Genomic DNA, 23,959 nt, shown 5'->3' on the forward strand with positions numbered 1-23,959 from the left:
CTCGGCTCACGGTCACTCGCCCCGGGTGAAGGTGCGCCGGTACTCGCTCGGCGTGGTGCCGAGGATCTGCTGGAAGTGCGTCCGCAGGTTCGCGCCGGTGCCGAGCCCGACGTCGTTCGCGATCTGCTCGACGCCGCGCTCGGAGCGCTCGAGCAGCTCGCGGGCGGCGTCGATACGGGCGCGCATGATCCACTGCATGGGCGTGTATCCGGTGTCCTCGACGAAGCGCCGCGAGAAGGTGCGCTCGGAGACCGCCGCGTGCCGGGCCATCGCCGCCAGGGTCAGGGGTTCGTCCAGCCGGTGCAGGGCCCACTCGCGGGTGGCGGCGAACCGCTCCCCCAGCGGCTCCGGCACGCTGCGCGGCACGTACTGCGCCTGGCCGCCGCTGCGGTAGGGGGCCGCGACCAGGCGGCGGGCCGCGTGGTTGGCGGCGGCCACCCCGAGGTCGCGGCGCAGGACGTGCAGGCAGAGGTCGATGCCGGAGGCGGCGCCGGCCGAGGTGAGCACACTGCCCTCGTCGACGAAGAGGACGTTCTCGTCGACCCGGACCCGCGGGTGCCTCGCCGCGAGGGCCCGGGCGTAGTGCCAGTGCGTCGTGGCGCGCCGGCCGTCGAGCAGGCCGGTGGCGGCGAGCGCGAAGGCGCCGGTGGAGATGGCGGCGAGCCGGGCGCCCCGGGCATGGGCGGCGATCAGGGCGCGCACGACGGCCTGCGGCGGGTCCTCGCGGTCCGGAAAGCGGTAGCCGGGGAGGAAGACGACGTCGGCCCACTGCAGCGCCTCCAGGCCGTGGGCGACGTGGTACGACAGTCCGTCGCCGCCGCTCACCGGGCCGGGCGCGGCGCCGCAGACCCGGACCTCGTACGGCATGCTCGCGCGGGTCGTGAACACCTGCGCCGGGATGCCGACGTCGAGGGGCTTCGCTCCGTCGAGCACGAGGACGGCGACGCGCCGGAGGCGGGAGGACGACATTCGGCCCAGGGTACGGGGCGGGCGCACGCGCGCGTCCGTCGCGCCGCCCGGGGTGTCGGACGGCCTCACGGGGCGTCGCGGGGGTGTCACGGCGGGCGTCGCGGTGGGCGTCGCGGTGGGCTCCGCGGTGGGGCGAGCGGTGGCGGACCGGGGGGGGTGAACACGCTCACGGCCGTGCGCGTATGCCTCTTTGACGGTTCGTGGAAAGGCGCGGTGCTCACGTGACAGTTCATTCTCCCCACTCCGGTCACCGCAGGCGTCAGAACCGGACCCCGCTGATCGTCGGCGCGGCGGCCGGCGTCCTCGCGGTCACGCTGGCGGCCCAGGTCGCCCTCGCGGGCGGAGAGCAGGGGACGGCGACCGGTGGGGCGGGCGCCCACGTCCTCGCCGTTCCGCGGGCCGCGGGCGAGGTGCGGCTGACGGCGACCCGGCGGGTCACCGGCGTCCTCGACGGTGCGCGGACCCGGTTCACCGGGGCGGGCGCGCTGGGCGGCGGGGGTCGACAGGCGGGCCGGGCACCGCTGTTCGAACTGGCGGACGGCGCCGTCCTGAAGAACGTCATCCTGGGCGCTCCCGCCGCCGACGGTGTCCGCTGCCTGGGCAGCTGCACCCTGGAGAACGTGTTCTGGGAGGACGTCGGCGAGGGCGCGGCCGCCTTCCTCGGCAGGTCCGCGGACGCCGTGTACACCGTCAGCGGCGGCGGTGCCGCGGACGCGGCGGGCACGGTGTTCCGGTTCGACGGGGCGGGCACGTTGACCGTGCGCGACTTCGCCGTGGCCGGCTTCGGGGAACTGGTGCGCTCCTGCGGCGACTGCGGTGAGCGGTTCCGGCGGGACGTGGTGCTGGAGAACGTCACGGCCACCGCCCCCGGCGGCCAACTCGTGGGCATCAACAGCGACTTCGGTGACACCGCCCGGCTGAGCGGCGTCACCGTGGTCGGCGACCCGGGCCGGGACGTCGTGCCCTGCCAGAAGTTCGCGGGGGCGACCGGCGGCGAGCCGGTGAGGCTCGGTGCCGGGCCCGACGGGGTGAACTGCCTCTTCGAGGAGTCCGACGTCACCTTCCGGTGAGCACGCGGTCACGGCCCGCCGGACACCCGGACACCCCGTCACCGGGTCACCGGGTCACCGGGTCACCGGGTCACCGGGTCACCGGGTCACCGGGTCACCGGGTCACCGCTTGGCGCCGAAGTTCTGCGTCCACCACGGGCCGCCGGCGCCGTCGTGGATGCCCACGCCGATGTTCTTGAAGTCGCAGTTGAGGATGTTGGCGCGGTGGCCGGGACTGTTCATCCAGGACGTCATCACCGACTCGGCCGTCTGCTGCCCCATGGCGATGTTCTCGCCGTAGGTGGACCAGCGGTAGCCGGCGGCCGTGATGCGCACGCCGGGGTCGGCGCCGTCGGGGTTGGTGTGGTCGAAGAAGTCGCGGGCGGCCATGTCGTCGGAGTGCCCCTGGGCGGACTTGCGCAGCAGCGGGTCGCCCGTGAGGGGACCGCAGCCCGCGGCCGCCCGTTCCTTGTTGACCAGGGCGATCACCTGACTCTCGCGGTCGGACGGCCCCGACTGCGGGAGTGGCGCCTTCGAGGCGGACCGCCGCGCGCCGGCGGCCGGCTTCGCCGGCGTCTTGGCCGGGGCGCTGCGGGAGGCCCTGGCGCTCGGCGAGGTGCTCGCGGTCGGTGACTTCGACGCCGACGGCGAGGCCGAGACCGACGGGGACGGCGAAGGCGACGCACTCGCGGCGCCGGCGTCCGGGGAGGGCCGGTCGGCGGCGAGGGCGTCGTTCGCGGGCTGCACCGCGGTGCTCTCCCCCGACCCCGGGTCCGTTTGCGCCCCGAAGTAGTAGAGCCCGCCGCCCGCCACGCACGCGGCCACCACCGCTCCGCCGACCACGCGCCGCCGTGTGCGCCGGCGGCGGCGAGCCGCCGTGCGGGAGACGGTGCGATCCCCGGCGCGGCGCCCCGTCCGCGTGATCACGGTGGGGTCCCCGTCCCCGTCCCCGCCCCCGTTCGCGGACGGGGAGGTGGCCGAGACGGCCAGGGCGACGGTGTCGGCGGCGCCGGGCGTCCTCGCCAGGAGCGCGGACGACACCGCGACCAGCGCCAGCCCGGCCAGCAGGCCCTCCGCGGGCAGCAGTCCGCTCCACAGGCCCGAGCACCGGGCGCAGCCGCGGGCGTGGCGGGCTATGCGCTTGCGCCACAGCGCCGAGGGCCGGCCGTCGAAGCCCGCGAGCGCGTCCCGCAGCTCCGGGCACGGCGGCTGCGCGTCCAGCGCCCGCACCACGACCCGTGCCGCCTCCAGCTGCGCCTTCATCCGCTGCACGCGCACGGCCGTGTGCTGCGGTGTCAGTGTCAGGGCGTCGGCGATCTCGGCGCGGGTCAGCTCGCCCGCGCACTCCAGCCACCACAGGGACAGCAGGCCGCGGTCGTCGGGCTCCAGCCAGCGTGTGGCGCGCGCGGTCTCCTGCCGCTGGCCGGACAACTGCAGCTGGACGATGGTCAGGTCCACGAAGTCGGCGCCCGGATCGGCCACCTCGTCGGCCTCCTCCATGCCGCCCTGCGCGGGCTGGAGACGGTTGAAGTGCGCGCGGACCTGGTTCATCGCGATGGCCACCAGCCAGGAGCGGAAGCTCTCGGGCGACCTGAGCGTGCTCAGCGAGTCGAGGGCGCGCAGCATGGTGTCCTGCACGACGTCGTCCACGTCCACCGACCCGTTCAACGCCCGGCCCACGATGTTGTAGACCAGCGGGAGGTAGGCGCCGACGAGCGCGTCCTGAGCCGCCTGGTCGCCCGCCCGGGCGGCCCTCACCAGCTCTGTCGCGTCCACCGTGTGCCGTTCGCTCATTGCTGCTTCCCTGTCCTCGACTCCGAACGATGCTGTCCCTCGCTTCGGGGATCACCGCGGGAGCACCGGATAACAGTTCCTCGTAAAAACGTGCGAGGAGAGAGTCGCCGCTGTGGCGGCGTCGGCGCAATGGACGCGGTCACACCGGCGCACCGAAGCGCGACGGAGAAAACATGGCGAACTCACCGGAAACGGACGGTGGGACGCAACGGGCGGGCAGCCGGGCGATTGACCGGCGAAGGGTGCTGGCACCGACGGTGAAATGAAGGGCGCTCGCCGCCGACGCGCCGGTCCTCGTCCTGCACGAGCCCACGACGGCCGTCGACGCCGTCACGGAGGTCCGCATCGCCGGCGGCATCAGGGAGATCCGCGCGGGCCGCACCACCGTGCTGGTCACCAACAGCGCCGCCCTGCTCGCCGTCACCGACCGGGTCGTCCTCCTCGACGGCGGCCGGCTCGCCGCGAGCGGCGGCCACGACCAGCTCGTGCGCGCCTGCGCCCCCTACCGGACGGCGGTCCTGTCATGACCGGTTCCCCGGCGGCCCCCGACCGGCCCGGGACGGCGGCGGACGCGCCCGCGCTGCTGCCCGTCGCCTCGCCCGCCCGCACCCGCGCGGCCGTCGTGGCACTCCTGCGGCCACAGCGACGACTGGCCCTGGCCGCGCTCGCCGTGATGGTGGCCGCGACCGCCGTCGGACTGCTCGTGCAGCCGCTGCTGGGCCGGATCGTGGACCTCGCCGCCGACCGCGGCTCCGCGAACGCCATCACCGTCACCGCGGCGCTGCTCGCCGCCGTCGCCGTCGTGCAGGGCGTAGCGACCGGGCTGGGTCTCTCGCTGATCTCCCGGCTCGGCGAGACGACGCTGGCCCGGTTGCGCGAGCGGTTCGTCGAACGGGCCCTGGACCTGCCGCTGGAGCGGGTCGAGAAGGCCGGCGCCGGCGACCTCACCGCCCGCGTCACCGCAGACGTGTCACTCACCTCGTCGAGTACTCCGCCGAGGTCATGTCCGTGCTGCCGGTCGTCGAGGACGGCGAGGTACGCGCGTTCGACGTCGCCTCCCACGACCCTGCCGCTCCGGGCGCGCCGACGGTCCGCCGCACCCGCACCCTCTGTGTCGCCACCGGCCTGGAACCGCACCTGCCGCCGGGCATCGCACCCTCCGAACGGGTCTGGCACACCAGTGAGTTGCTGCCCCGCGTCGAACAACTGGCGCGCTCCGGCGGGCCGGTGCGCCGTGCCGTCGTGCTCGGCGCGGGCCAGAGCGCCGCCGAAGCCGTCGACTACCTCCACCGCAGCTTCCCCGAGGCCGAGATCTGCTCCGTCTTCGCCAAGTACGGCTACACCCCCGCGGACGACAGCCCGTTCGCCAACCGGATCTTCGACCCGGAGGCCGTCGACGTCTACTACGGGGCGCCGTCCGCGGTGAAGCAGTCGCTGCACGACTACCACCGCAGCACCAACTACTCCGTGGTGGACATGGACTTGATCGAGTCCCTGTTCCCGGACCATGTACCGGGAGAAGGTGCAGGGCAGGCAGCGGATCCGGATGCTCAACGTCTCCCGGCTGCGCGAGGTCGCCCCGGCTGCGGACGGGGTGCGGGTCACCGTGGAGTTCCTGCCCACCGGCGAGGAGGCGGTGCTCGACTCGGACCTGCTCGTGTACGCCACCGGTTACCAGCCGCGCGGCCTGGGCGAGAACCTCGGCGAGATCGCCAAGGTCTGCCTGCGCGACGAGGAGGACGCGCTGCTCGTCGGCCGCGACCACCGGGTCGAGACCGCCGCCCACGTGTCCGCGGACGTCTACCTCCAGGGCGGCACCGAGCACAGCCACGGACTGACCTCGACACTGCTGTCCACCACCGCCGTCCGCGCCGGGGAGATCCTCAGCTCGCTCCTCGCCCGCCACGCCGCCCGGCGGACCGCCCCGGCGGACAGTTCGGCGCATCGGTGAGAACCGTGCGGTACGTCGTCGGACAGGACCGCGGACACCCCGGCTGACACCTCGACGGAGCCGCCCCCGAGCCACCCCCGAGACTGACCGCGCCGGTGCGCGCCGGTCGGTCGCCGGCGCGGCGCACGGCGTTACTGTCGCCGGCATGGACCGTGAACGCCGAGGCCGGCTCCCGTGTCTGCTCGGCGGCGCCGTGTTCGCCGTGTGCATGGCCGGCACCACGCTGCCGACCCCTCTCTACGGCCTCTACCAGGAGAAATTCGGCTTCTCCGAGCTGACGGTCACCGTCGTGTACGCCGTGTACGCCTTCGGCGTCATCGGGATCCTGCTGCTGGCGGGCAACGCCTCGGACACCGTCGGCAGACGTCCGGTGCTGCTGTGGGCCCTGGGCTTCGCGGCCGCGAGCGCCGTCTGCTTCCTGTGCGCCACCGGGCTGAGCTGGCTGTACGCGGGGCGGCTGCTGTCGGGACTGTCGGCCGGACTGTGCACCGGGGCCGCCACGGCGTACGTGATGGACCTCGCCCCGCCGGGCGGCGCCACCCGGGCCACCCTCGTGGCGACGGCCGCCAACATGGGCGGCCTCGGCTGCGGTCCGCTGCTGGCCGGGGTGCTCGCGCAGTACGCGGACGGGCCGCTGTACCTGCCGTTCGCCGTGCACCTCGTCCTGATCGCCGGCTCGGCCGCCGTGCTCGCGCTCCTTCCGGAGACCGTGGCGGACCGGGGACCGGTCGGCGCGGTGCGTCCGCAGCGGCCCGGGCTGCCCCCGCGGGTGCGGACGGTGTTCGGGCCCGCGGCCGCCGCCTCCTTCGCCGGGTTCGCCCTGTTCGGCGTGTTCACCTCGATCAGCCCGGCGTTCCTCGCCCGGTCACTGGACGTCGGCAACCATGCGGTGAGCGGGCTCGTCGTCGCGCTGGCCTTCTTCGCCTCCATCGCCGGGCAGACGGCCGTCGGCCGCCTCGGCGTCGCGCGGTCGCTGCCGCTGGGCTGCGCCGTGCTCCTGGCCGGCCTCGCGCTGCTCGCTGGCGCGCTGGCCTGGGACCTGCTCGCGCTGGTCGTGCTCAGTGCGGTCGTCGGCGGGACCGGTCAGGGGATGACGTTCCGCGGCTCGCTGTCCGCGGTGGCCGCGGCGTCCCCGCCGGAGCAGCGCGCGGCGGTGATCTCGACGCTCTTCGTGGTGGCCTACACGGGCATCTCGGTGCCGGTGATCGGTGTGGGCGTGCTGGTCGGTCCCCTCGGACTCGAGGGCGCCGGCCTGGTGTTCATCGCCTGCATGGCCGGCCTCGTCTCGCTGGCTGCGGCCTACCTGCTGCGGCGACCGGTGCCGGCGAATCGCTGACCGCGAACGGCTGACCGGACGGCGGGGTTCGACGTCGCCCGCGCGCCGCGTGCCCGCCTGGGCGCGTCCGTACGGGTGGGTTCGGCCCCGCGGCGAAGCGGGACGGGGCGGATCCGCGTTGTGCAGACCCCATTCGTCTTCACGTCATCACGGGAAAGGCCCTTCGATGCGACGTACCGCTCTTCTCGCCGTCTGCGCCCTGGTCAGCGCCGCGGCCACGGGATTCTTCACCACCAGCGCCCTGCGCAGCCGCTGACAGCGCGGCCGGGGCGGCTTCTCACGGCTTCCCCGGCCCGGTCCGTACGGCCCGGCCCGTACGGCCCGGCCCGTGCTCTCCGCCCTGCGTTGTCCGCCCTGCGTTGTCCGCCCTGCGTTGTCCGCCTTGCGTTCTCGACGCCGTACCAGCGGCTCCTGCGGCGCCATTTCGGGCTGTGCCGCGCCGCCCGGGTGCCGGCTCGCGCACAGGAAGCCGATCCCCAGGGCGACGGCCCTCCCGTAGAACACCCACTGGTTGGCCTGGGCGAAGTCCATGCGGATCGCGGACATCGACTCGCGCACCGTGTTCGCGACCGGCCCGTCCCCACTGGGCTGCCGGTTGTCGGCGTTGCCGGTCACCGCTTCCGCGACTCCGCGCGCCGCGTCGCCCGCCGCCCCGGACGGCACCCCCGCGCGATTCGAGGGTGTCCCGCACGTTGTCGGTCATGGCGTGGGTCGGCAGCGTGCTGAAGAGCGCCAGGCCGACGCTGGCTCGTCTCATCGAACGACAGATCGCTGAAGGCCGGAGACACTCGGCGGTGGGAGCCCTGCCCGACAGCGAGCACCAGGAGCTTCTTCTCCCGGGCCGTCTCGCCGGCCGCCCACGAAGCCCTGGTGGCCTGTCGGCGCAGCTCGCGAAGCACGGTCTGCCCACCCGCGCGGCCCGCAACACGGCCTTGTTCGGCATGGCCGGTGAACTTCCGCCGATCATCATGTGCGACCTGTTCGGAATCCACAGGAACACCGCCACGCAGTGGGCGGCTTTGGCCCAAGACAGCTGGGCTGGCTACCTCGCGGCTCTCGCGACTCAGAACAAAATGTCGCAGCAGTAGGGCGCAGCCTCACATCCGGGATCGCAGCACGTCGACCTCGCAACCTGGCGCGAACGGGTCGAAACCGTGCTCGACCAGCCAACGAACCGCCAGCAGGCTTCGCAACGACCACCACGCGTGGATCACATCGAGGTCGATGTCAGTGCCGTAGCCGGCGATGACGTCGTCAAGGTGCTCCTCGTGTCCGAGCGTGAAGGTGGCGAGGTCGTACAGGGCATCGCCCTGGCCCGCCTCGGACCAGTCGATCATGCCCGTGACCTCGTCGCCGTCGACGAAGACGTGCGCGATCTGCAGGTCGCCGTGCGTGAACGACGGAGTCCACGGCCGGAGCGCGGCCTCGGCGACCAGGCGGTTGCGGGTGACCAGGTCGGCGGGCAGGATGCCGTTCGTCACGAGCAACTCGCACTCGTCGTCGAGTTCCGTCGCCAGCGCGGCGATGCTCCGGCCGGCCCCGCCCGGCCGGGGCGGCAGCGGCGCGTCGTGCAGCTTCCGGATGACGGCGCCCGCCGCGGCCCACGCCGCCGGCGACCCTGTCGACGGCCCGCCGAGGCGCCCAAGCGTCGTCCCCGGGAGTGCGGCGACCGCAAGCACGGGCGGCTTGCGCCACAGGACCTCCGGGGTCGGGACCGGCGCGAGGGACATCGCCTCGACCTCGACGTCGATGCGCGCCTGATCGGCGTCCACCTTCAAGAACACGTCGCCGACGCGCAGAGTCGCACGCTCGGAATGGGCGACGACGACTTCGATCTCATCCATGGGCGACCAGTATCCCGGGGCTGATCGCCGACGTCGCCGGGTTCATCGCGTGCGATTACGTGGCTGGCCGCATCCCTCTACCGGCGGCCTCGTGCACGACACCGACCTCAGACCAGGTCGAGCAGTCCTCAGAGCCGCTGAATAGCGCACTACCAGAACACTGCCTCTTCACCAGTAGATGAACGTCATCGCCACCGCGAACATCATGGCCGCGAGAGCCACCGAAGGCGAGGGCACGCCCTGGCCCGCCGACGTCCCCGCCCGCCGCTTGGTGTACATGCCAGTCATCACCTCAGTCTGCGCCCGGACACGCGGTGCCGCATGCGCGGACAGGCGGGAGGGGGCGCGCGACGGAACGGGACGCACGGCGGGACGGGCTGCACGGCGGGAGGAATGCGCGGCGGGACGGGCTGCACGGCGGGAGGAATGCGCGGCGGCCGGGGTGCGCGGCGGGCCGGTCGGGGGGAAGCTGACGATCATGGCAGGCAAGCGGGTGGGACCGGTCGAGGAGGACGGCGTGGAGCACGTGCTCGACGCCCTCTACGCCACGCCGCCGTCCGATTTCGTCTCCCGGCGCGAACAGGAGGCCTTCGCGGCCCGGTCCGACGGGCGGGCGGCCGACGCCCGCCGGATTCGGGCTGCCCGCCGCCCGACGCCGGCGGCCTGGGCGGCGAACCTGCTGCTGCGCGCCCAGCCGCAGGAGTGCCGCCGGTTCCTCGAACTGGGGCGGGCGCTGCGCGAGGCCTACCGCACGCTGGACGCCGACGGCGTCAAGGAGCTGTCCGAGCAGCGCCGCGGCATCGTCTCGGCGCTGTCCCGGCAGGCAGCCGAGCTGGCGCACGAGGCCGGGCACCGGTTGTCGGACGCGGCCCGGCAGGACGTCGACGCCACCCTGCGCGCCGTCCTCGCCGACCAGGACGCGGCGGACCGCTGGGCGGCGGGTCGCCTGGAGAGCGCCCTCACCCCGCCCACCGACTTTCCGGCCCGCTCGGCCGACACGGCGGCGGGCGGCCGGACCGAGCGGGCCCGGGTGGAGGCGCCGCGCCCGTCGTCGCACGCACGGAAGAAGGACGAGCTCGCCGAGCGGCGCCGACGGCGTCAGGAGCAGCTCGACGCGGCCCGGCGGGCGGCCGAGGAGGCCGGGCGCCTGCTGCACGACCTGAGTGCCGCCCGGGCGGACGCCGCGCCGGCGCTCCAGCAGGCCCGCGACCGCCACGATCAGGCCGCGCGACGGCGTGCCACGGCCGAGGAGGAGCTGCGCCGGGCGGACGAGGAGCTGGCGAGAGCCGACCGGGAACGGCAGGAGGCCGAGGAAGCGCTGCGGGCGGCCGGCGACGCCGTGAAACGGGCCGAACGCACGGCACGGGACGCCGAGAAGGAGGCGGCACGCCTGGCCGGACCGAACAGCTAGGCACGGCTGGGGCCCAGCGCGGAATCGGGTGCGGTGGAGGCGACCGGGATGCCGCCTGGTGAGGGTCGTCCGGTGGTGCGACGCTGGAGGCGAGAGGCGTCCGAGAAGGGACGCGCCGGGAGGGCCGATGGGACGCGACGTCCCGGCGCTGGTCTTCACCCGCGAGGACCGCCGCCGGTACCGGATCAAGATGCAGGAGTGCCTCGAGGTGTTCGCGCAGATGCTGCGCGAGTCGCGGTTCGAGTCCGAGCGGCCCCAGGTCGGCCTGGAGATCGAGCTGAACCTGGTCGACGCCGAGGCCGAGCCGGCGATGCGCAACACCGACGTCCTCAAGGCGATCGCAGACCCCGCCTGGTCCACCGAGCTGGGACGGTTCAACCTCGAGATCAACGTCCCGCCCCGCCGGCTGACGCAGGGCGGACCCGACGCCTGGGCATCCGAGATCCGGGCCGCGCTCAACCATGCCGAACAGCGCGCCGGCTCGGTCGGCGCCCGACTGATCATGGTCGGCATCCTGCCGACCCTGCGGCAGGAGAACGTCGGAGCGTCCTCGCTGTCGGAGAACGCCCGGTACCGGCTGCTCAACGACCAGGTGTTCGCGGCCCGCGGCGAGGACCTGCACATCGAGATGGACGGTGTCGACCGGCTGCGCACCTACGCGGACACGATCACCCCGGAGGCCGCCTGCACCAGCACCCAGTTCCATCTCCAGGTCTCCCCCGACGAGTTCGCCGCCTACTGGAACGCGGCCCAGGCGATCGCCGGCGTCCAGGTCGCGCTCGCGGCCAACTCGCCGTTCCTGTTCGGCAAGGAGCTGTGGCACGAGACCCGCATCCCGCTGTTCGAGCAGACCACCGACACCCGCCCACAGGAGATCAAGGCGCAGGGCGTACGCCCCCGGGTGTGGTTCGGAGAACGGTGGATCACCAGCGTCTTCGACCTGTTCGAGGAGAACCTGCGCTACTTCCCGGCGCTGCTCCCCCTGTGCGACGAACAGGACCCGCGCGAGACCCTGGCGGAAGGGGACGTCCCCGAACTCGCCGAGCTGACCCTTCACAACGGCACCATCTACCGGTGGAACCGTCCGGTCTACGCCGTCGCCCACGACCGGCCGCACGTACGGGTGGAGAACCGCTGTCTGCCGGCCGGCCCGACCGTGGCGGACACCCTCGCCAACGGCGCGTTCTACTACGGCCTCACCCGCGCCCTGGTGGAGGAGGAGCGGCCGGTGTGGTCGCGGATGTCCTTCCGGACCGCCGAGGACAACCTGCACGCCGCCGCCCGGCACGGCATCGAGGCCCGGCTGTACTGGCCCGGCATGGGCGAGGTCACGGTGCCCGAGCTCGTCCTGCGGCGACTGCTGCCGCTGGCCCACCAGGGTCTGGAGCTGTCCGGGATGGACGCGGCCTGGCGGGAGCCGCTGCTCGGCGTCATCGAGCAGCGGTGCGTCACCGGCCGCAACGGGGCGGTCTGGCAGAAGGAGATGTTCCACCGCATCACCGCCTCCGCCCACGCGGGCCGGCACGAGGCCCTGCGGCGGATGACGCAGCTCTACATCGACTACATGCACCTCAACGCGCCCGCCCACACCTGGCCGGTCGACTGACCGACACGCCGACACGCCGACACGCCGCCCCGATCACGCCGCGCACCCTTGCACACCCCGCACACGAACCACGACACAAGGGGCAACACGGGACGTTCAGTGCGACAGCGCTCCGAGGAGCGTGCAGGATAGTCCTATGGCGATCAAGGTTTACTTCGACATCACCATCAACAACGAGCCCGCCGGGCGGATCAACTTCAACCTGTTCGACGACGTCGTGCCCAAGACCGCGGAGAACTTCCGCGCGCTCGCCACCGGCGAGAAGGGATTCGGCTACGCCGGTTCCTCCTTCCACCGGGTCATCCCCGCCTTCATGCTCCAGGGCGGAGACTTCACCCGCGGCGACGGAACCGGCGGCAAGAGCATCTACGGCGAGAAGTTCGCCGACGAGAACTTCACGCTCAAGCACGACCGGCCGGGCCTGCTGTCCATGGCCAACGCGGGCCCGAACAGCAACGGCTCGCAGTTCTTCGTCACCACGATCGTGACCGACTGGCTCGACGGCAAGCACGTGGTGTTCGGCGAGGTCGCCGACGACGACAGCATGGCCCTCGTCAAGAGGATCGAGGCGCTCGGCTCCCGTAGCGGCTCGACCTCGGCGAAGATCACCATCGCGGCCTCCGGCCAGCTCTGATCCGGACTTCCCGACCGCCCGCCCGGCCGGGGCGCCGTCCGGCGCGGCGCGGTGACGCCGTACTGTGCGACATCCCGTGAGTTCTTCTTGAGCCTCGCTGAGTCCCTGGCCACGTGGCCAGGGGATTCTCCCTCCTTCGAGCGCCTTGTGGCCTTGTGGCCTTGTGGCCTTGTGACGTAACTTCGGGATTCTTGAAGCGTTCTCACCTCGTCCGACCGATCCACAGTCGGGCCGAAGGCGAGGAGGCTCGGGTTGGCGGCGCTGGCAGTCGTACGGGACCTGCGTGGGCACTGGGCACCCGTGTCGGCGGAGGAGCTGGAACGGTTCGAGACCGACGTGCTGTCGGGGTTTGTGCTTGCGCGGGCCTCGGCTGGCCTGGCGGACGGCACGATCCGTGGGGACGTCGGGCACCTGGACCAGATCAGGACCTGGTTCGGCCGGCCCCTGTGGGACATGGAGCCCGCTGACGCTGACGCGTACTTCGGGAAGGTGCTGCGGAACTCGCCCAGCGGCACCCGGCTGGCCCGGTCGCAGGCGCTGACTACGTACTTCATGTTCCTGGAGCTGCGGCACAAGGTCGAGCTCCACCGGATGACCGGCCGGGTCGTCGAGTGCCCGATCGACGAGATGAACCGGCCGCGTGGAGCCAAGGACGCCCACCTACGGATCCCACCGAGCGAGCCGGAGGTCGGGACACTGTTCACGGGCTGGGGCGGCGGGCTGGCGACGTGCCGCAAGTTCGCCCCTACGGCCAGGAACTACACCGCCTCGAAGCTGATGTCCCAGGTCGGCCTGCGGGTGAGCGAGGCATGCAAGCTCGACCTGGCCGACATCAAGTGGGACCTGGGCCGCTTCGGCAAGCTCCACGTTCGCCACGGCAAGGGTGCCCGTGGATCGGGGCCACGTGAGCGGATGGTGCCGCTGATCAACGGCGCTGATCCAGTTCGACGACGATCACACACGCCCTGGTGCCCCGCTGTTTCCCTCCGAGCGCAAGAGCACCGACGGCTCCTCCCGCCAGGTGGGCGACGACGCCCTGCGAAGCGGGCTCGAGGATCGGCGGGGGTGGGCCTGTCGGGGTGATGCTTCCTGTGCGCTGATGATCGCACCGGCCGCGCCGGGACGAGCAACTGGCCGTACGTGCTACTCCTCCGTCGCCATCGCCGTCCTGGCCGTCCTCGGCCCGAAGAGCTGGCGGAGGCTGCCGCACCGTTGTCGGACGCGGCCAGGGCGACAGGCGCCGACTGGCTGACACCGGTCGTACGTGTCGGTGCTGCCGTGGCCGCGCTCGGCTCACTGCTCGCGTTGTTCCTCGGCGTCTCCCGCACCACGCTGGCCATAACCCGTGATGGGCACCTGCCACGTGCTGTGACCGCGGTGCACCTGCGGGGCAAGGTGCCGCACCGCGCCGAGTTGGTGGTCGGCGCGGTGGTGGCGCTGCTGGCGGCGACCACGGACGTACGCGGGGCGATCGGGTTCTCCTCGTTCGGTGTGCTGGCGTACTACGCCGTCGCCAACGCCTGCGCCTGCGCCTGGACCCTGCGGCCGCAGGAGGGCCGTCCCGCGCGGATCATCCCCGTGGTCGGGCTTGCCGACCGCCTGCTCCTGGCCTTCGCTCTGCCGCTGTCCTCGGTGCTCTCCGGGGCTACGGCGCTGGCCGTCGGTGCCTCCGCCTACGGGGTCCGGCGCGCGGTGGCCACACGCACGCCGTGACCCGGTGGCGGTCAGACGGTCATCCGATCGATCGGCCGGTCGGCGCCGCGGAAGCGGGTCAACGCCCGGCGGCCGAGGAGCACGGCGCCCAGCCCCAGCGGGACGGCGACGATGGCGCCGACGAGCCCGTTGCCGGTGCCGGGACCGCCGCTGGAGGTGGCCAGGTGCAGCACCGCGAGGGCCGTGCCGGCCAGACCCACCGCGATGGCCGACATCCCGCCGGTGCGCGCGTTGCCGATGCTGATCCGGCCGCCGGCGCGGGCCAGGGCCAGCCAGCCGATAGCCAGGCCGAGCAGCCCTACCCCCAGGGCCAGGTTGGCCCCGGTCCGCCCGTCGCCGATGATCCCGCCCTCGGCGGCCACCATCAGCGCTGCTGAAGCACTCATGCCGCTCTCCTCCTTCTCCGTCGCTGACTGCGAGGTTCGATGCATCTTGAGCATGCGCGCCGGCCCCCTGCCGATCGTCCAGCAGACGCAGGCACTTTCCACTGCCGCATCCGCGGCATCCGGATACCGCGGATGCGGCAGGCGGCGCGCCGGTACCGCACACGCGGTAGCCGATCACTCGTCCAAGAGCCGGACTCGCCCACAACCGAGCCCGGTTACGGTGCACCCATGGACAAAGGACGGTTCGCTCTCCCGGCGCCGGTCACCGACTGGGCGATCGCCGTGGGCGTGGCGGCGCTGCTGCTGGGCACCGGGTTGTCCGGGCCAGCCCCGGCCGGGGGCTGCGAGTTGCCCGGGTCCGTGCTACTGGCGGCCGGCGGGCTGGGGCTGGCCGCGCGCCGCCGGGCACCGCTCGTGGTCCTGGCCGTCACCGGGCTGTCCGCGGTGGGCTATCTGGCGGCCGGGTTCGAGGTGCTCGCCGTCTCCTACCTGGTCGCCGTCTACGGCGCGGTACGTGCCGGACACCGCGCCGTCGCAGTGGTCGCATCCGTGGGCCTGGTGGCCGTGCTCCACCTCACCGCCCTGGTCTTCCACGACGGGCCCGCGCGCGAGGTCGTGGCGCAGGCCCGGAACACCCTTGAGATCGCCTGGCTGATCGCCGCCTTCGCCGCGGGGGAGGCGGTGCGGCAGGCCGAACGGCGGGCGGACGAAGCCGAGCGCACCCGCGAGGAGGCCGCCAGGCGCCGGGCCGACGAGGAGCGGCTGCGCATCGCGCGGGAGCTGCACGACTCGCTCACCCACCAGATCTCGGTCATCAAGGTGCAGTCCGAGGTCGCCGTCCACGTGGCCCGGCGGCGGGGCGAGCAGGTGCCGGAGTCCCTGCTGGCGATCCAGGAAGCCGGCCGGGAGGCGAGCCGGGAGCTGCGCGCGACCCTTGAGGCGCTGCGCGACGACGACACCACCCCGCCGCACGGACTCGACCACATCTCAAACCTGGTGAAAGGGTTCCAAACAACCGGCCTGGAGACGACGCTGACGATCGAAGGACATCCGCACGCCGTGCCGGCCGCAGTGGGCCGTACCGCTTACCGGATCGTTCAGGAGTCGCTCACCAACGTCGCCCGGCACGCCGCCGCAACCACTGCCTCGGTGCTCATCGACTACCGGCCGGACGCCCTCGCCATCCGCGTCGACGACAACGGAAAGGCCACCCCGCACCCCGCGCCGGCGCCCGGCCTCGGCCTGCTCGGCATGCGCGAACGCGTCACGGCCCTGGGCGGCCGATTGCGCACCGGGCCGCGCAGCGCCGGCGGCTTCACCGTCCAGGCCGAACTCCCCACGAATGGAGCGTCGTGATCCGGGTCCTGCTGGTCGACGACCAGCCGCTCATCCGCAGCGGCTTCCGCGCGCTACTCGACCTCGAAGACGACATCGAGGTCGTGGCCGAGGCCGCCGACGGCCAAGAAGGCCTGGCGCTCATCAAGGAGCAGCTGCCCGACGTCGTGCTCATCGACATCCAGATGCCCGTCATGGACGGCATCGAAGCGACCCGGCGCATCGCCGCAGACCCGGCCCTGGCCGGCGTACACGTCGTCGTGCTGACCAACTACGGCATGGACGAGTACGTCTTCGACGCGCTGCGCGCCGGCGCCGCCGGGTTCCTTGTCAAAGACATCGTGCCGGAGGACTTCCTGCACGCCGTACATGTCGCCGCCCGCGGCGACGCCCTGCTCGCGCCCGCGATCACCCGCAAGCTCATTGACCGGTACGTCACCCAGCCGCCCCCCGCCCGCGCCGGCAGCGGGCTGGAGGAGCTGACCAGCCGCGAACGCGAGGCCGTCGCCCTGGCCGCACAGGGCCTGTCCAACGACGAGATCGCCGACCGCCTGGTCATCAGCCCGTTGACCGCCAAGACCCACATCAACCGGGCCATGGCCAAGCTCCATGCCCGTGATCGCGCCCAGCTCGTAGTCCTTGCCTACGAATCCGGCCTGGTAGCTCCGCGCAACTCCTGACCCCAGCGCGCCGTTGACTGGCCAGGACGCTACGGCGCCTCGTCGACCGGCCGGCCGCCCGGTGCGCCGGGAAACGACCGCCGACGGCCGGAGGCAGCCCGCCGAAAGCGGGACGTCGGCCGCAGACGGTGCGACCGCCCGCGCCGCAGGACGCGATCCGGTCCTCTCCCGGCCGACCGCCTGCGCCGCCGTTGCCGGCTCTCGTCGACTTCGAGGTCTGGCTCACCAGCCTCACGGCCCAACTCGCCGGTGCCGAAAGAGGTCTGTCGGGCATGCCCCACCACCGCACCGCCGGCGAACGGCGAGACCACCCCTGACCGCACCGGCCTGACCGCACCGAACGCCCGCCGGGAACCGTTGCCGAGGCGTCAGCCGCACCACCGGCGCACCACTGGCGCTCCGCGTTCCCGGACGCACCCCACAGAGGGCGTGAGACAGCGCAACCTTTCGGTCATTCAGGTTGTCTCAGTTGATGTCCGACACACGACTCCTTCGGGGGAGATCATGGTGCGAAACAGAACCGTCTGGGCCACCGCGGCCCTCATGACCGCCACCCTGGCCGTTGCCGTGGCTCCGGCCGAAGCCGCCCCGGCGACCGCCGCCCGGGCCGCCGCCGCCTGTCCCACCGGCTGGGGCAGTCTGGCCGAAAGCTATGTCACCAGCACGGCGACCCCCTTGACCGACGTCCGGACCGGCCGCCACGACTGCTACGACCGGTTCGTCATCGACGTGCCCGGTGCGAGCGCCTCCCAGCTCGGCTTCTTTGTCGGATACGTCGACCAGCTCTACCAGGACGGCTCGGGCCGGCCCATCCCGGTCGGCGGCGGCGCGATCCTGGAGGTGCGGGTCAACGCCCCGGCCTACAACCCGGAGACCGGCACGCCCACCTACCCGGGGCGGCCGGCCCAGACCCTGCCGGGCGTCAACCTCGCCGGATACAGCACCTTCCGGGACACCCGGTACGGCGGGAGCTTCGAAGGCGTCACGCAGTTCGGGCTCGGCGTGCGTGCCCGTCTGCCCTTCCGGGTGCTGCGCCTGACCGACCACGTCGTGGTGGACGTCGCGCACACCTGGTGACACCCGCCGACCCCGCACCGCCGTACTGCCGTTCCCTGCGCGGACGTTGCCGCGTTGCGTCGCCGAACGCCCGCAGAATTGTCCGTGGTCGGTAACAGCGGGATCCCACGGCCGCTCTTCTCCGTCCTGTCATCTGCACGGATTCCACCGGGACGACAAGGGCAGGGCAGACATGGCGCGGCATGGTGGGCGGGGTTGGTACGGCCGGGTGATCGCGGCGGCGGTCGGGGTCACCGCGATGGCCGCGGTCACCTCGGTGTGGACCGCACAGGCCGACGGCAGCGGCGCGGGGACAAAAGCGGAGGCGTCCGCGCCTCCCTCCGCGTCGGCGTCCGCCCCGGCGCGGGTCGCCGTGGACATCGCGCACGCGTCCGACCACGGGCCGCGGGGCGTCAACATCACCATCGACGACGGCCCTGATCCCGCCTGGACTCCCCAAGTCCTCGACGTGCTGCGGGAGAACGGGGTGAAGGCGACCTTCTGCATGGTGGGCACCCAGGCGCAGGCGCATCCGGACCTGGTCAAGGCCGTGGTGGCGGCAGGTCACCGGCTGTGCGACCACACCGTCTCGCACGACACGTCCATGGACGCCAAGTCGCAGGCCTACCAGTCGCAGCAGATCCTGGACGCCGAACGCATGATCACCAAGGCTTCCGGGGGCGTCCGCCCGCTGTACTACCGGGCGCCGGGCGGCGCGTTCACCCCCTACAGCCGCGATCTCGCCGCTTCCCGCGGGATGCGACCGCTGGGCTGGAACGTAGACACCAAGGACTTCGAGCGGCCGGGCGCGGCCGCGATCGTCGCCACCGTCAAGAGCGAGGTGGGCAACGGTCCGACCATTCTGTTCCACGACGCCGGCGGTGACCGCGCACAGACCGTGACGGCGCTGCGCGAGGTCCTGCCCTGGTTGAAGCAACAGGGCTACTCCTTCGGCTTCCCGGTGCGCTGAGCGATCCGGAGTTCGATGTCGCCGGCGTGGAACAGGGGGTAACCGCACCCGGCGGCTTCCCGCGCCCCCGGGGTTCGGGCGTCGGAGATCGACGCCGGGAACCGGCCACCGGCGGGCGGCGGGCGGGCGTCGGAGGCCAGCCTGGCACGGCCCAGGTCGCAGCCACGGCTGCGGGAGGTCAGATCCGGCCGCCGGTGAGCCGGGTGAGGGGACCGTGCGTGTGGCGGGCCGAACGGCGCCCGACGGCGTACGAGGCGGCCGTCAGCGCCGACAGCCCCGCGCCCACGCCGGCCGCGATCAGCTTTCGGTGCGCGACGACCGTCCAGGCCGTCTTCGCGGTCGCGGCCACCTGGCCCGAGGTCGTGACGATCGCCTGACGGCTCGCCTCGACGCCCCGCGCGGCGCTGTGGGCCGCGCTCTGCACGGCGCCGGTCGTCGCCTCGGCCGTGCGCCGGACGCCGGTCCTGGTGACCTCGGCGGCGTCGTCGGTCTTCGTCGCGGCGTCACGCGCGGCGCGTGCGGCCGGAGCCGTCGCCTTCGCGGTGGTCTGGCGGGCCTTGGCCGCGGTCGCCCGCTTCGCCGCGGACCCGTCGCCCGCGGTCGCCTTTCCGGAAGAGTTCGTGTGGGTGCTCGTCTTCTTGTTCGGTTCACTCATGGACATCGCGTTGCCCCTCACTCCGGCGGCAAACCCGTCCGCTCACCCCTCGTGAGGGTCGCGCTCGACCAGGTCGGCGATCAGCTGCGCGCCGGTGACGGCCGGATCGTCCTTGTGGGCCTCCCACCGGGCGAACGTCCGCGCCGCCGCCTCGGCGAGCCCGGCCGGCGCGCCCACGGCCCGCCAGGCGCCGGCGATCTCGTGCATCTCCGGTTCCCATCGCCAGGCCCGCGACCCGGCGGCGGCCCACCGGTCCTTCGCCGCCAGCGGCGTTCCGGGCAGCAGGTGGTCCGCCAGGTCGAGCAGATCGTCCAGCACACCGTGGCCGTCGGCCAGCGCGCAGGCCTGGGCGGCCAGAGCGTACGAGATCTTGTTGTACGCGGCGAAGGACAGCTTGAGCGCCGACGCCCGCCCGATCGGGCCCGGCAGGGCGACCGGGGTGAGCGCGGTGCCGTCGAACACGTCGGCGACGCGGGCCACGGCGGCGGCGTCGCCCGAGAGGTACAGCCGGGTCATGCCCGCCCGGCGCGGCGGCGGTCCGGTGATTCCTCCGTCGACCACCGTGACGTCGGCCCCCTCGAACACCGCGGCGATCTCGGTCATCCGCTCGGGACTCACCGCGTTGGCGTCGACGTACACGCCGCTGAAGCCGGCCGACGCCACCTGTTCGGCGACGTCGAGCGCGGCGGCCGGCGGGCACACGCTCAGCACGAGCCGGCACGTCCCGGTCAGTTCCTCGATGCCGGAAGCGGACCGCAGACCGGAGGCGGCGGCCCGCTCCCGTGTCGCCGCCGAGCGTCCGCGCGGCAGCCACCAGACCTCGGCTCCCGCGGCCACGGCCGCCGCCGCGACAGTCGCTCCCATCTCCCCCGGATGCAGGATTCCCACGCCTCGATGCCCCATGGGGTGGACCATATCCCCGGCGGACCGGGCGGGTGCCGGCCGCCGGTGGGCGACGGTCAGACTCCGCCCGGGACCGTGCCGCCCTTGAGGCGTTCCAGGTCCGACGGACGGACCTGGATGACCAGCACCGCGATCAGAGCGGCGAGGACCGTGAAGATCGCCGCCATGACGAAGGCCGCCGAGACGCCGGAGGTGAGCACCTCGTCACCCCAGGGGTCGGGGAGCACCCCGGTCTGCCGGAAGCGCAGGCGTTCGGCGGGAGTCGCCTGCGCCAGGAAGTCGGACACCTGCTGGTCCGCCTCGTTCCGGCTGGCCGTGCCGTACATGGTGACCAGGATGGACAGGCCCAGCGAACCGCCCACCTGCTGGGTGGCGTTGAGCAGGCCGGAGGCGGCACCGGTCTCCTGCGGGGTGACGTCGGAGAGCGCCATGAGGGTGAGGGAGACGAACTCCATGCCCATGCCGAGGCTGAAGACGAGCATCGGGCCGAGGACGCTGCCCGCGTACGTGGAGTGCACGTCCGTGAGGGTCAGCCAGGACAGCCCGGCCGCCGCGAGGACCGCGCCCCCCACCATGAACGGTTTCGGGCCGTACTTCGGCAGGAACCGTGAGGCCAGTCCGGCGCCGACCGCGATGACCGCGCTCACCGGCAGGAAGGCGAACCCGGCGGCCAGCGGGCTGAAGCCGAGCACGTTCTGCACGAAGAGCGTGAGGAAGAAGAACATGCCGAAGATCGCGGCGGCGAGGCACAGCATGATGCCGTACGTGCCCGCTCGGTTGCGGTCGGCGAACATGTGCAGCGGCGTGATGGGCTGCCGGGAACGCCGCTCGATCAGGACGAACGCGGCGAGGACGACGACGGCCGCGGCGAACGAGACCAGCGTGATGGTGTCCCGCCACCCTTCCTGGGCGGCTCTGATGAACCCGTACACCAGCAGGACCATGCCCACGGTGGAGGTCAGCGCCCCCGTGAGGTCGAAGCGGCCGGGATGGCGCTCGGACTCCTTGATGTAGCGGGGGGTGGCCAGCGCGATGAGCAGGCCGATGGGGACGTTGACGAAGAGCACCCACCGCCAGTTCAGCCATTCGACGAGCATGCCGCCGGCGAGCAGACCGATCGCGCCGCCGCCCGCCGAGACCGCGGCGAAGACGCCGAACGCCCGGTTGCGTTCGGGGCCTTCACGGAACGTCGTGCTGACGAGGCTGAGCGCGGTCGGCGACGCCACGGCCCCGCCGACGCCCTGCAGGGCGCGCGCGGCGAGGAGTTGGGGTTCGTTCTGGGCGAGACCGCCCAGCAGTGAGGCGACCACGAACAGCAGCACGCCGAAGACGAACACGCGCCGCCGGCCGAGGATGTCGCCGGTTCGGCCGCCGAGCAGCAGCAGACCGCCGAAGGTGAGGGTGTAGGCGTTGACCACCCAGGCCAGGCTCGTCGTGGAGAAGCCCAGGGAGCGTTGGATGTCCGGCAGCGCGATGTTCACGATGGTGATGTCGAGGACCACCATCAGCTGGCACGAGGCGATGACCAGCAGCGCCATCGCGTTGCCGCCGCCGTCCTTTCGGGCGGCGGCCTGGGCTGCTGAGGTCGGCTGGGGAACGCTGCTCATGACGCCTCGTCCGCTCGGGAGGCGGGCCCTCGGCGAGAGGTCGGTGGACGGGTGCGTCCTGCGTCCACCGCCGGGTCCACCGTTTGACCGTACGCCCGTGGCAGAGCCCTCACCACTCGGGCCGTGCCAGGGCTCCCCTGTAGTCCTGGCACGGCTTCCGCAGGTCGCGGGCGGTGCCGCGCGTGACCAGGATGCAGGAGAGACGCCCGGTGTGTCGTTGGCGGACCGTCCACTTCCGCTTGGCACAGCGTCCACAGCTGACGACAGGACCGGACCGGAACGGCGGCCGGAGGTACCGGATCGCCCCGGAGGCCCCCGGATCGTCCGGAGGGTCAGGGCTCGGTGAGCGCCTGTTCGCGCAGTTCGCTGGGCGGGATGCCGTAGGCGGTGCGGAACGCCCGGGTGAACTCGGCGGCGCGGGGAAAGCCCCAGCGGGCGGCCACGGCGTGGACGGGCAGGGAGCGCAGCCGGGGGTCGGCGAGGTCGCGGCGGGCGTGTTCGAGGCGCTGGTCGCGGATGTAGGAGGCGACGGTGAGGCCTTCGGCCTGGAAGAGGCGGTACAGGTAGCTGCGGGAGATGTGGTGCGCGGCGGCGATGGCGGCGGGGGTCAGGTCCGGGTCGCCGAGTCGCCCGCGGATGAACGTCTTGATCTGGAGGGCGAGGGTGCGGCCGTGGCTCTCCGGCGAGAGCCTGGGGTCGGCGTCCGCGGCGTGCGCGAAGACGGCCGTGACCAGGTCGGCGGCGACCGTGCCCAACCGGGGCGCGTCCGAGGGCTGATAGGCGGACGTGTCCGACACCAGGCGCAGGAGGAACTGTGCGAGCAGTGCGCCGATGCCTTCGCGGCCCGATATGTGGCGTCCGATGACCTGGTCGGCGTGGTGCCCGGGCACGGCCACCAGCGACCGCGGGATCTCGACGCCGACCATGGTGACCGGCTCGGGGCCGGTGTGGATGTCGTAGCTCCGGGAGGAGGAGTTGGTGTGGAACTCGTTGATGCGGTAGGCGGCCTGCTGCCGCCCCCAGTCGGCGGCGCCCTCGCCCTTCAGCAGGAGGGAGAGGTGATAGACCTCGGGATCGGACTGGCGGACGAGCTTGGGGGTGCGGCGGAAGACCAGGTGGTCGAAGGTGGCAGGCCACACGGTCACGTCGCCCAGGGGGATGACGCGTTGCCGGCCCCGGTAGTCCGCGGCGCGGTCGCTGGAGAGCTGCATGGGCGCGTGCGTACGGCCCATGCGCTCCGCCCACGCCTCGAACCGGGCGTCCACCGGCAGGTCGGTGGTGCGGAAGACCGACTCGTGCAACACGGGCGTAGTCAACCACACCGCCCATACAGGCCGTTCGGCGGCGCTCGGGTCACTTCAGGTGGGCCGTGTCGACGGTGACGGAGTCGTTGTCGTTGGCGGTGACCGAGATGTAGCCGGGGTCGCCGTTGCGGTCGAGGTAGCACGTGACGTAGGCGACGCCGACCGCGGTCCTGCGCACGGGGTGCTCGGTGACGGCCTTGCGGCAGCCCTGAGCGGTGGGCGGCTCGGACGATCCCCACTCGGCCAGTTTGCCGGCGGTGGACAGCAGGTATCCGCCCTGCGCGTAGACGGCGTCCGTGCCGGCGTCGGCCACCGCGGGCGGGGATTGGGTGAAGTCGTAGCCCGTGGGCACCGTCCGGCCGTCCGCGTTCTTCATGACGAACCCGCGGACCACGGCGGTGGACGGCGAGGGCGTCGAGTCGGGCAGGGCGGCCGACACCGCCGCGCCGCCTCCCCCGACGACCGCCACGGCCGTGAGGCCTGCGATCACGGGATGGGCGAAGGCCAGACTGAGCAATGGCCCGACGACCGGGACCGAGAATTTCATCTGGGTGTTCTTCTGCGTGATCCTGGCGTTGTCGCCCGCGGTCACCGTCTGTGTCGGGGAGTGGTGGGCGCCGGGCGGGGGCGGCACGTCGGTGTCGTCGTGCGGGGCGGGGCCGCCGGGTCGCGCGCCGCGCATACGGTCGGTGTTCATGACTCGGGACGCTAGCGACGTGGCGTCCACCGGTCTTGTTTTGTCAGCGATTGTCGCCA

Annotated in this window: 20 protein-coding genes and 5 pseudogenes; 15 read left to right on the forward strand and 10 right to left on the reverse strand. The window is 72.8% G+C overall.

Annotation, left to right across the window (positions count from 1 at the left end; genetic code table 11):
- Positions 1-12 precede the first annotated feature (12 nt).
- On the reverse strand, positions 13-969 hold the full coding sequence (locus QA802_RS01695) for a GlxA family transcriptional regulator (protein WP_334517588.1): 957 nt from the start codon (positions 967-969) through the stop codon (positions 13-15).
- 221 nt (positions 970-1,190) lie between these two features.
- On the opposite strand from QA802_RS01695, the gene QA802_RS01700 reads away from it, so the two are divergent.
- Complete coding sequence (locus tag QA802_RS01700; RefSeq protein ID WP_334517589.1) at positions 1,191-2,039, forward strand: pectate lyase; 849 nt, start codon at positions 1,191-1,193, stop codon at positions 2,037-2,039.
- 102 nt (positions 2,040-2,141) lie between these two features.
- Here the strand turns inward: QA802_RS01700 and QA802_RS01705 are convergent, their stop codons facing one another.
- Positions 2,142-3,812 (reverse strand): sigma-70 family RNA polymerase sigma factor, encoded by a 1,671-nt coding sequence (locus QA802_RS01705; RefSeq protein ID WP_334517590.1) that lies wholly within the window; start codon positions 3,810-3,812, stop codon positions 2,142-2,144.
- Positions 3,813-4,078: 266 nt separating this feature from the next.
- Between QA802_RS01705 and QA802_RS01710 the strand changes: the two are divergent.
- The 4 genes and pseudogenes from QA802_RS01710 to QA802_RS01725 all read left to right on the forward strand — a co-directional run.
- A pseudogene (locus tag QA802_RS01710) lies at positions 4,079-4,339 on the forward strand (ABC transporter ATP-binding protein); the annotation flags it as partial.
- Positions 4,336-4,800 (forward strand): annotated as a pseudogene (locus QA802_RS01715) (ABC transporter transmembrane domain-containing protein); the annotation flags it as partial. The pseudogenes QA802_RS01710 and QA802_RS01715, both read left to right, overlap by 4 nt.
- Positions 4,779-5,763: pseudogene (locus QA802_RS01720) on the forward strand (SidA/IucD/PvdA family monooxygenase); the annotation flags it as partial. The pseudogenes QA802_RS01715 and QA802_RS01720, both read left to right, overlap by 22 nt.
- A 145-nt stretch (positions 5,764-5,908) precedes the next feature.
- A complete protein-coding gene (locus QA802_RS01725; protein ID WP_334517591.1) occupies positions 5,909-7,099 on the forward strand; it encodes an MFS transporter in 1,191 nt (396 codons plus the stop codon).
- 441 nt (positions 7,100-7,540) lie between these two features.
- On the opposite strand, the pseudogene QA802_RS01730 reads toward QA802_RS01725, so the two are convergent.
- Positions 7,541-7,847, reverse strand: a pseudogene (locus QA802_RS01730) (MFS transporter); the annotation flags it as partial.
- Here QA802_RS01730 and QA802_RS01735 point away from each other — a divergent pair.
- Complete coding sequence (locus QA802_RS01735; RefSeq protein ID WP_334535198.1) at positions 7,801-8,187, forward strand: hypothetical protein; 387 nt, start codon at positions 7,801-7,803, stop codon at positions 8,185-8,187. The pseudogene QA802_RS01730 and the gene QA802_RS01735 overlap by 47 nt on opposite strands.
- Positions 8,188-8,196: 9 nt before the next feature.
- Here QA802_RS01735 and QA802_RS01740 read toward each other — a convergent pair whose 3' ends face one another.
- Complete coding sequence (locus QA802_RS01740) at positions 8,197-8,943, reverse strand: phosphotransferase family protein (protein ID WP_334517592.1); 747 nt, start codon at positions 8,941-8,943, stop codon at positions 8,197-8,199.
- 478 nt (positions 8,944-9,421) lie between these two features.
- Between QA802_RS01740 and QA802_RS01745 the strand changes: the two genes are divergently transcribed.
- The 5 genes and pseudogenes from QA802_RS01745 to QA802_RS01765 form a co-directional block, all read left to right on the forward strand.
- A complete protein-coding gene (locus QA802_RS01745; RefSeq protein ID WP_334517593.1) occupies positions 9,422-10,354 on the forward strand; it encodes a hypothetical protein in 933 nt (310 codons plus the stop codon).
- Between the two features lie 127 nt (positions 10,355-10,481).
- On the forward strand, positions 10,482-11,960 hold the full coding sequence (locus tag QA802_RS01750; protein ID WP_334517594.1) for a glutamate-cysteine ligase family protein: 1,479 nt from the start codon (positions 10,482-10,484) through the stop codon (positions 11,958-11,960).
- 136 nt (positions 11,961-12,096) lie between these two features.
- Positions 12,097-12,594: a peptidylprolyl isomerase gene (locus QA802_RS01755; protein ID WP_334517595.1), complete on the forward strand. Its 498-nt coding sequence runs from the start codon at positions 12,097-12,099 to the stop codon at positions 12,592-12,594.
- A gap of 252 nt (positions 12,595-12,846) precedes the next feature.
- A complete protein-coding gene (locus tag QA802_RS01760; RefSeq protein WP_334517596.1) occupies positions 12,847-13,677 on the forward strand; it encodes a site-specific integrase in 831 nt (276 codons plus the stop codon).
- A pseudogene (locus QA802_RS01765) lies at positions 13,592-14,307 on the forward strand (APC family permease); the annotation flags it as partial. The gene QA802_RS01760 and the pseudogene QA802_RS01765, both read left to right, overlap by 86 nt.
- An 11-nt stretch (positions 14,308-14,318) precedes the next feature.
- On the opposite strand, the gene QA802_RS01770 reads toward QA802_RS01765, so the two are convergent.
- Entirely contained in the window at positions 14,319-14,693 is a 375-nt protein-coding gene (locus tag QA802_RS01770) for a DUF6223 family protein (RefSeq protein ID WP_334517597.1), read from the reverse strand.
- Between the two features lie 228 nt (positions 14,694-14,921).
- Between QA802_RS01770 and QA802_RS01775 the strand changes: the two genes are divergently transcribed.
- The 4 genes from QA802_RS01775 (at position 14,922) to QA802_RS01790 (ending at position 18,734) form a co-directional block, all read left to right on the forward strand.
- Complete coding sequence (locus tag QA802_RS01775; RefSeq protein ID WP_334517598.1) at positions 14,922-16,049, forward strand: sensor histidine kinase; 1,128 nt, start codon at positions 14,922-14,924, stop codon at positions 16,047-16,049.
- The gene (locus tag QA802_RS01780) at positions 16,046-16,708 is read left to right on the forward strand and encodes a response regulator (protein ID WP_334517599.1); all 663 of its coding nucleotides are present in this window, start codon (positions 16,046-16,048) and stop codon (positions 16,706-16,708) included. Before QA802_RS01775 ends, QA802_RS01780 begins: the two co-directional genes overlap by 4 nt.
- Positions 16,709-17,212: 504 nt before the next feature.
- Entirely contained in the window at positions 17,213-17,785 is a 573-nt protein-coding gene (locus QA802_RS01785) for an AMIN-like domain-containing (lipo)protein (protein WP_334517600.1), read from the forward strand.
- Between the two features lie 172 nt (positions 17,786-17,957).
- Positions 17,958-18,734 carry a polysaccharide deacetylase family protein gene (locus QA802_RS01790; protein WP_334517601.1) on the forward strand — a complete coding sequence of 259 codons (777 nt, stop codon included), beginning with the start codon at positions 17,958-17,960 and terminating at the stop codon, positions 18,732-18,734.
- Between the two features lie 178 nt (positions 18,735-18,912).
- Here QA802_RS01790 and QA802_RS01795 read toward each other — a convergent pair whose 3' ends face one another.
- The 5 genes from QA802_RS01795 to QA802_RS01815 all read right to left on the reverse strand — a co-directional run bounded on the left by QA802_RS01795 (position 18,913) and on the right by QA802_RS01815 (position 23,900).
- Positions 18,913-19,395: a hypothetical protein gene (locus tag QA802_RS01795; protein ID WP_334517602.1), complete on the reverse strand. Its 483-nt coding sequence runs from the start codon at positions 19,393-19,395 to the stop codon at positions 18,913-18,915.
- A 36-nt stretch (positions 19,396-19,431) separates the two neighbouring features.
- On the reverse strand, positions 19,432-20,292 hold the full coding sequence (locus QA802_RS01800) for a DUF1932 domain-containing protein (protein ID WP_334517603.1): 861 nt from the start codon (positions 20,290-20,292) through the stop codon (positions 19,432-19,434).
- Positions 20,293-20,348: 56 nt separating this feature from the next.
- Positions 20,349-21,899, reverse strand: coding sequence for an MFS transporter (locus QA802_RS01805; RefSeq protein ID WP_443042064.1), 1,551 nt, complete (start codon positions 21,897-21,899; stop codon positions 20,349-20,351).
- Between the two features lie 332 nt (positions 21,900-22,231).
- Positions 22,232-23,203: an AraC family transcriptional regulator gene (locus QA802_RS01810; RefSeq protein ID WP_334517604.1), complete on the reverse strand. Its 972-nt coding sequence runs from the start codon at positions 23,201-23,203 to the stop codon at positions 22,232-22,234.
- A 49-nt stretch (positions 23,204-23,252) separates the two neighbouring features.
- Entirely contained in the window at positions 23,253-23,900 is a 648-nt protein-coding gene (locus tag QA802_RS01815; RefSeq protein WP_334517605.1) for a hypothetical protein, read from the reverse strand.
- Positions 23,901-23,959 lie beyond the last annotated feature (59 nt).

This window comes from Streptomyces sp. B21-105, assembly GCF_036898465.1.
GTDB lineage: Bacteria > Actinomycetota > Actinomycetes > Streptomycetales > Streptomycetaceae > Streptomyces.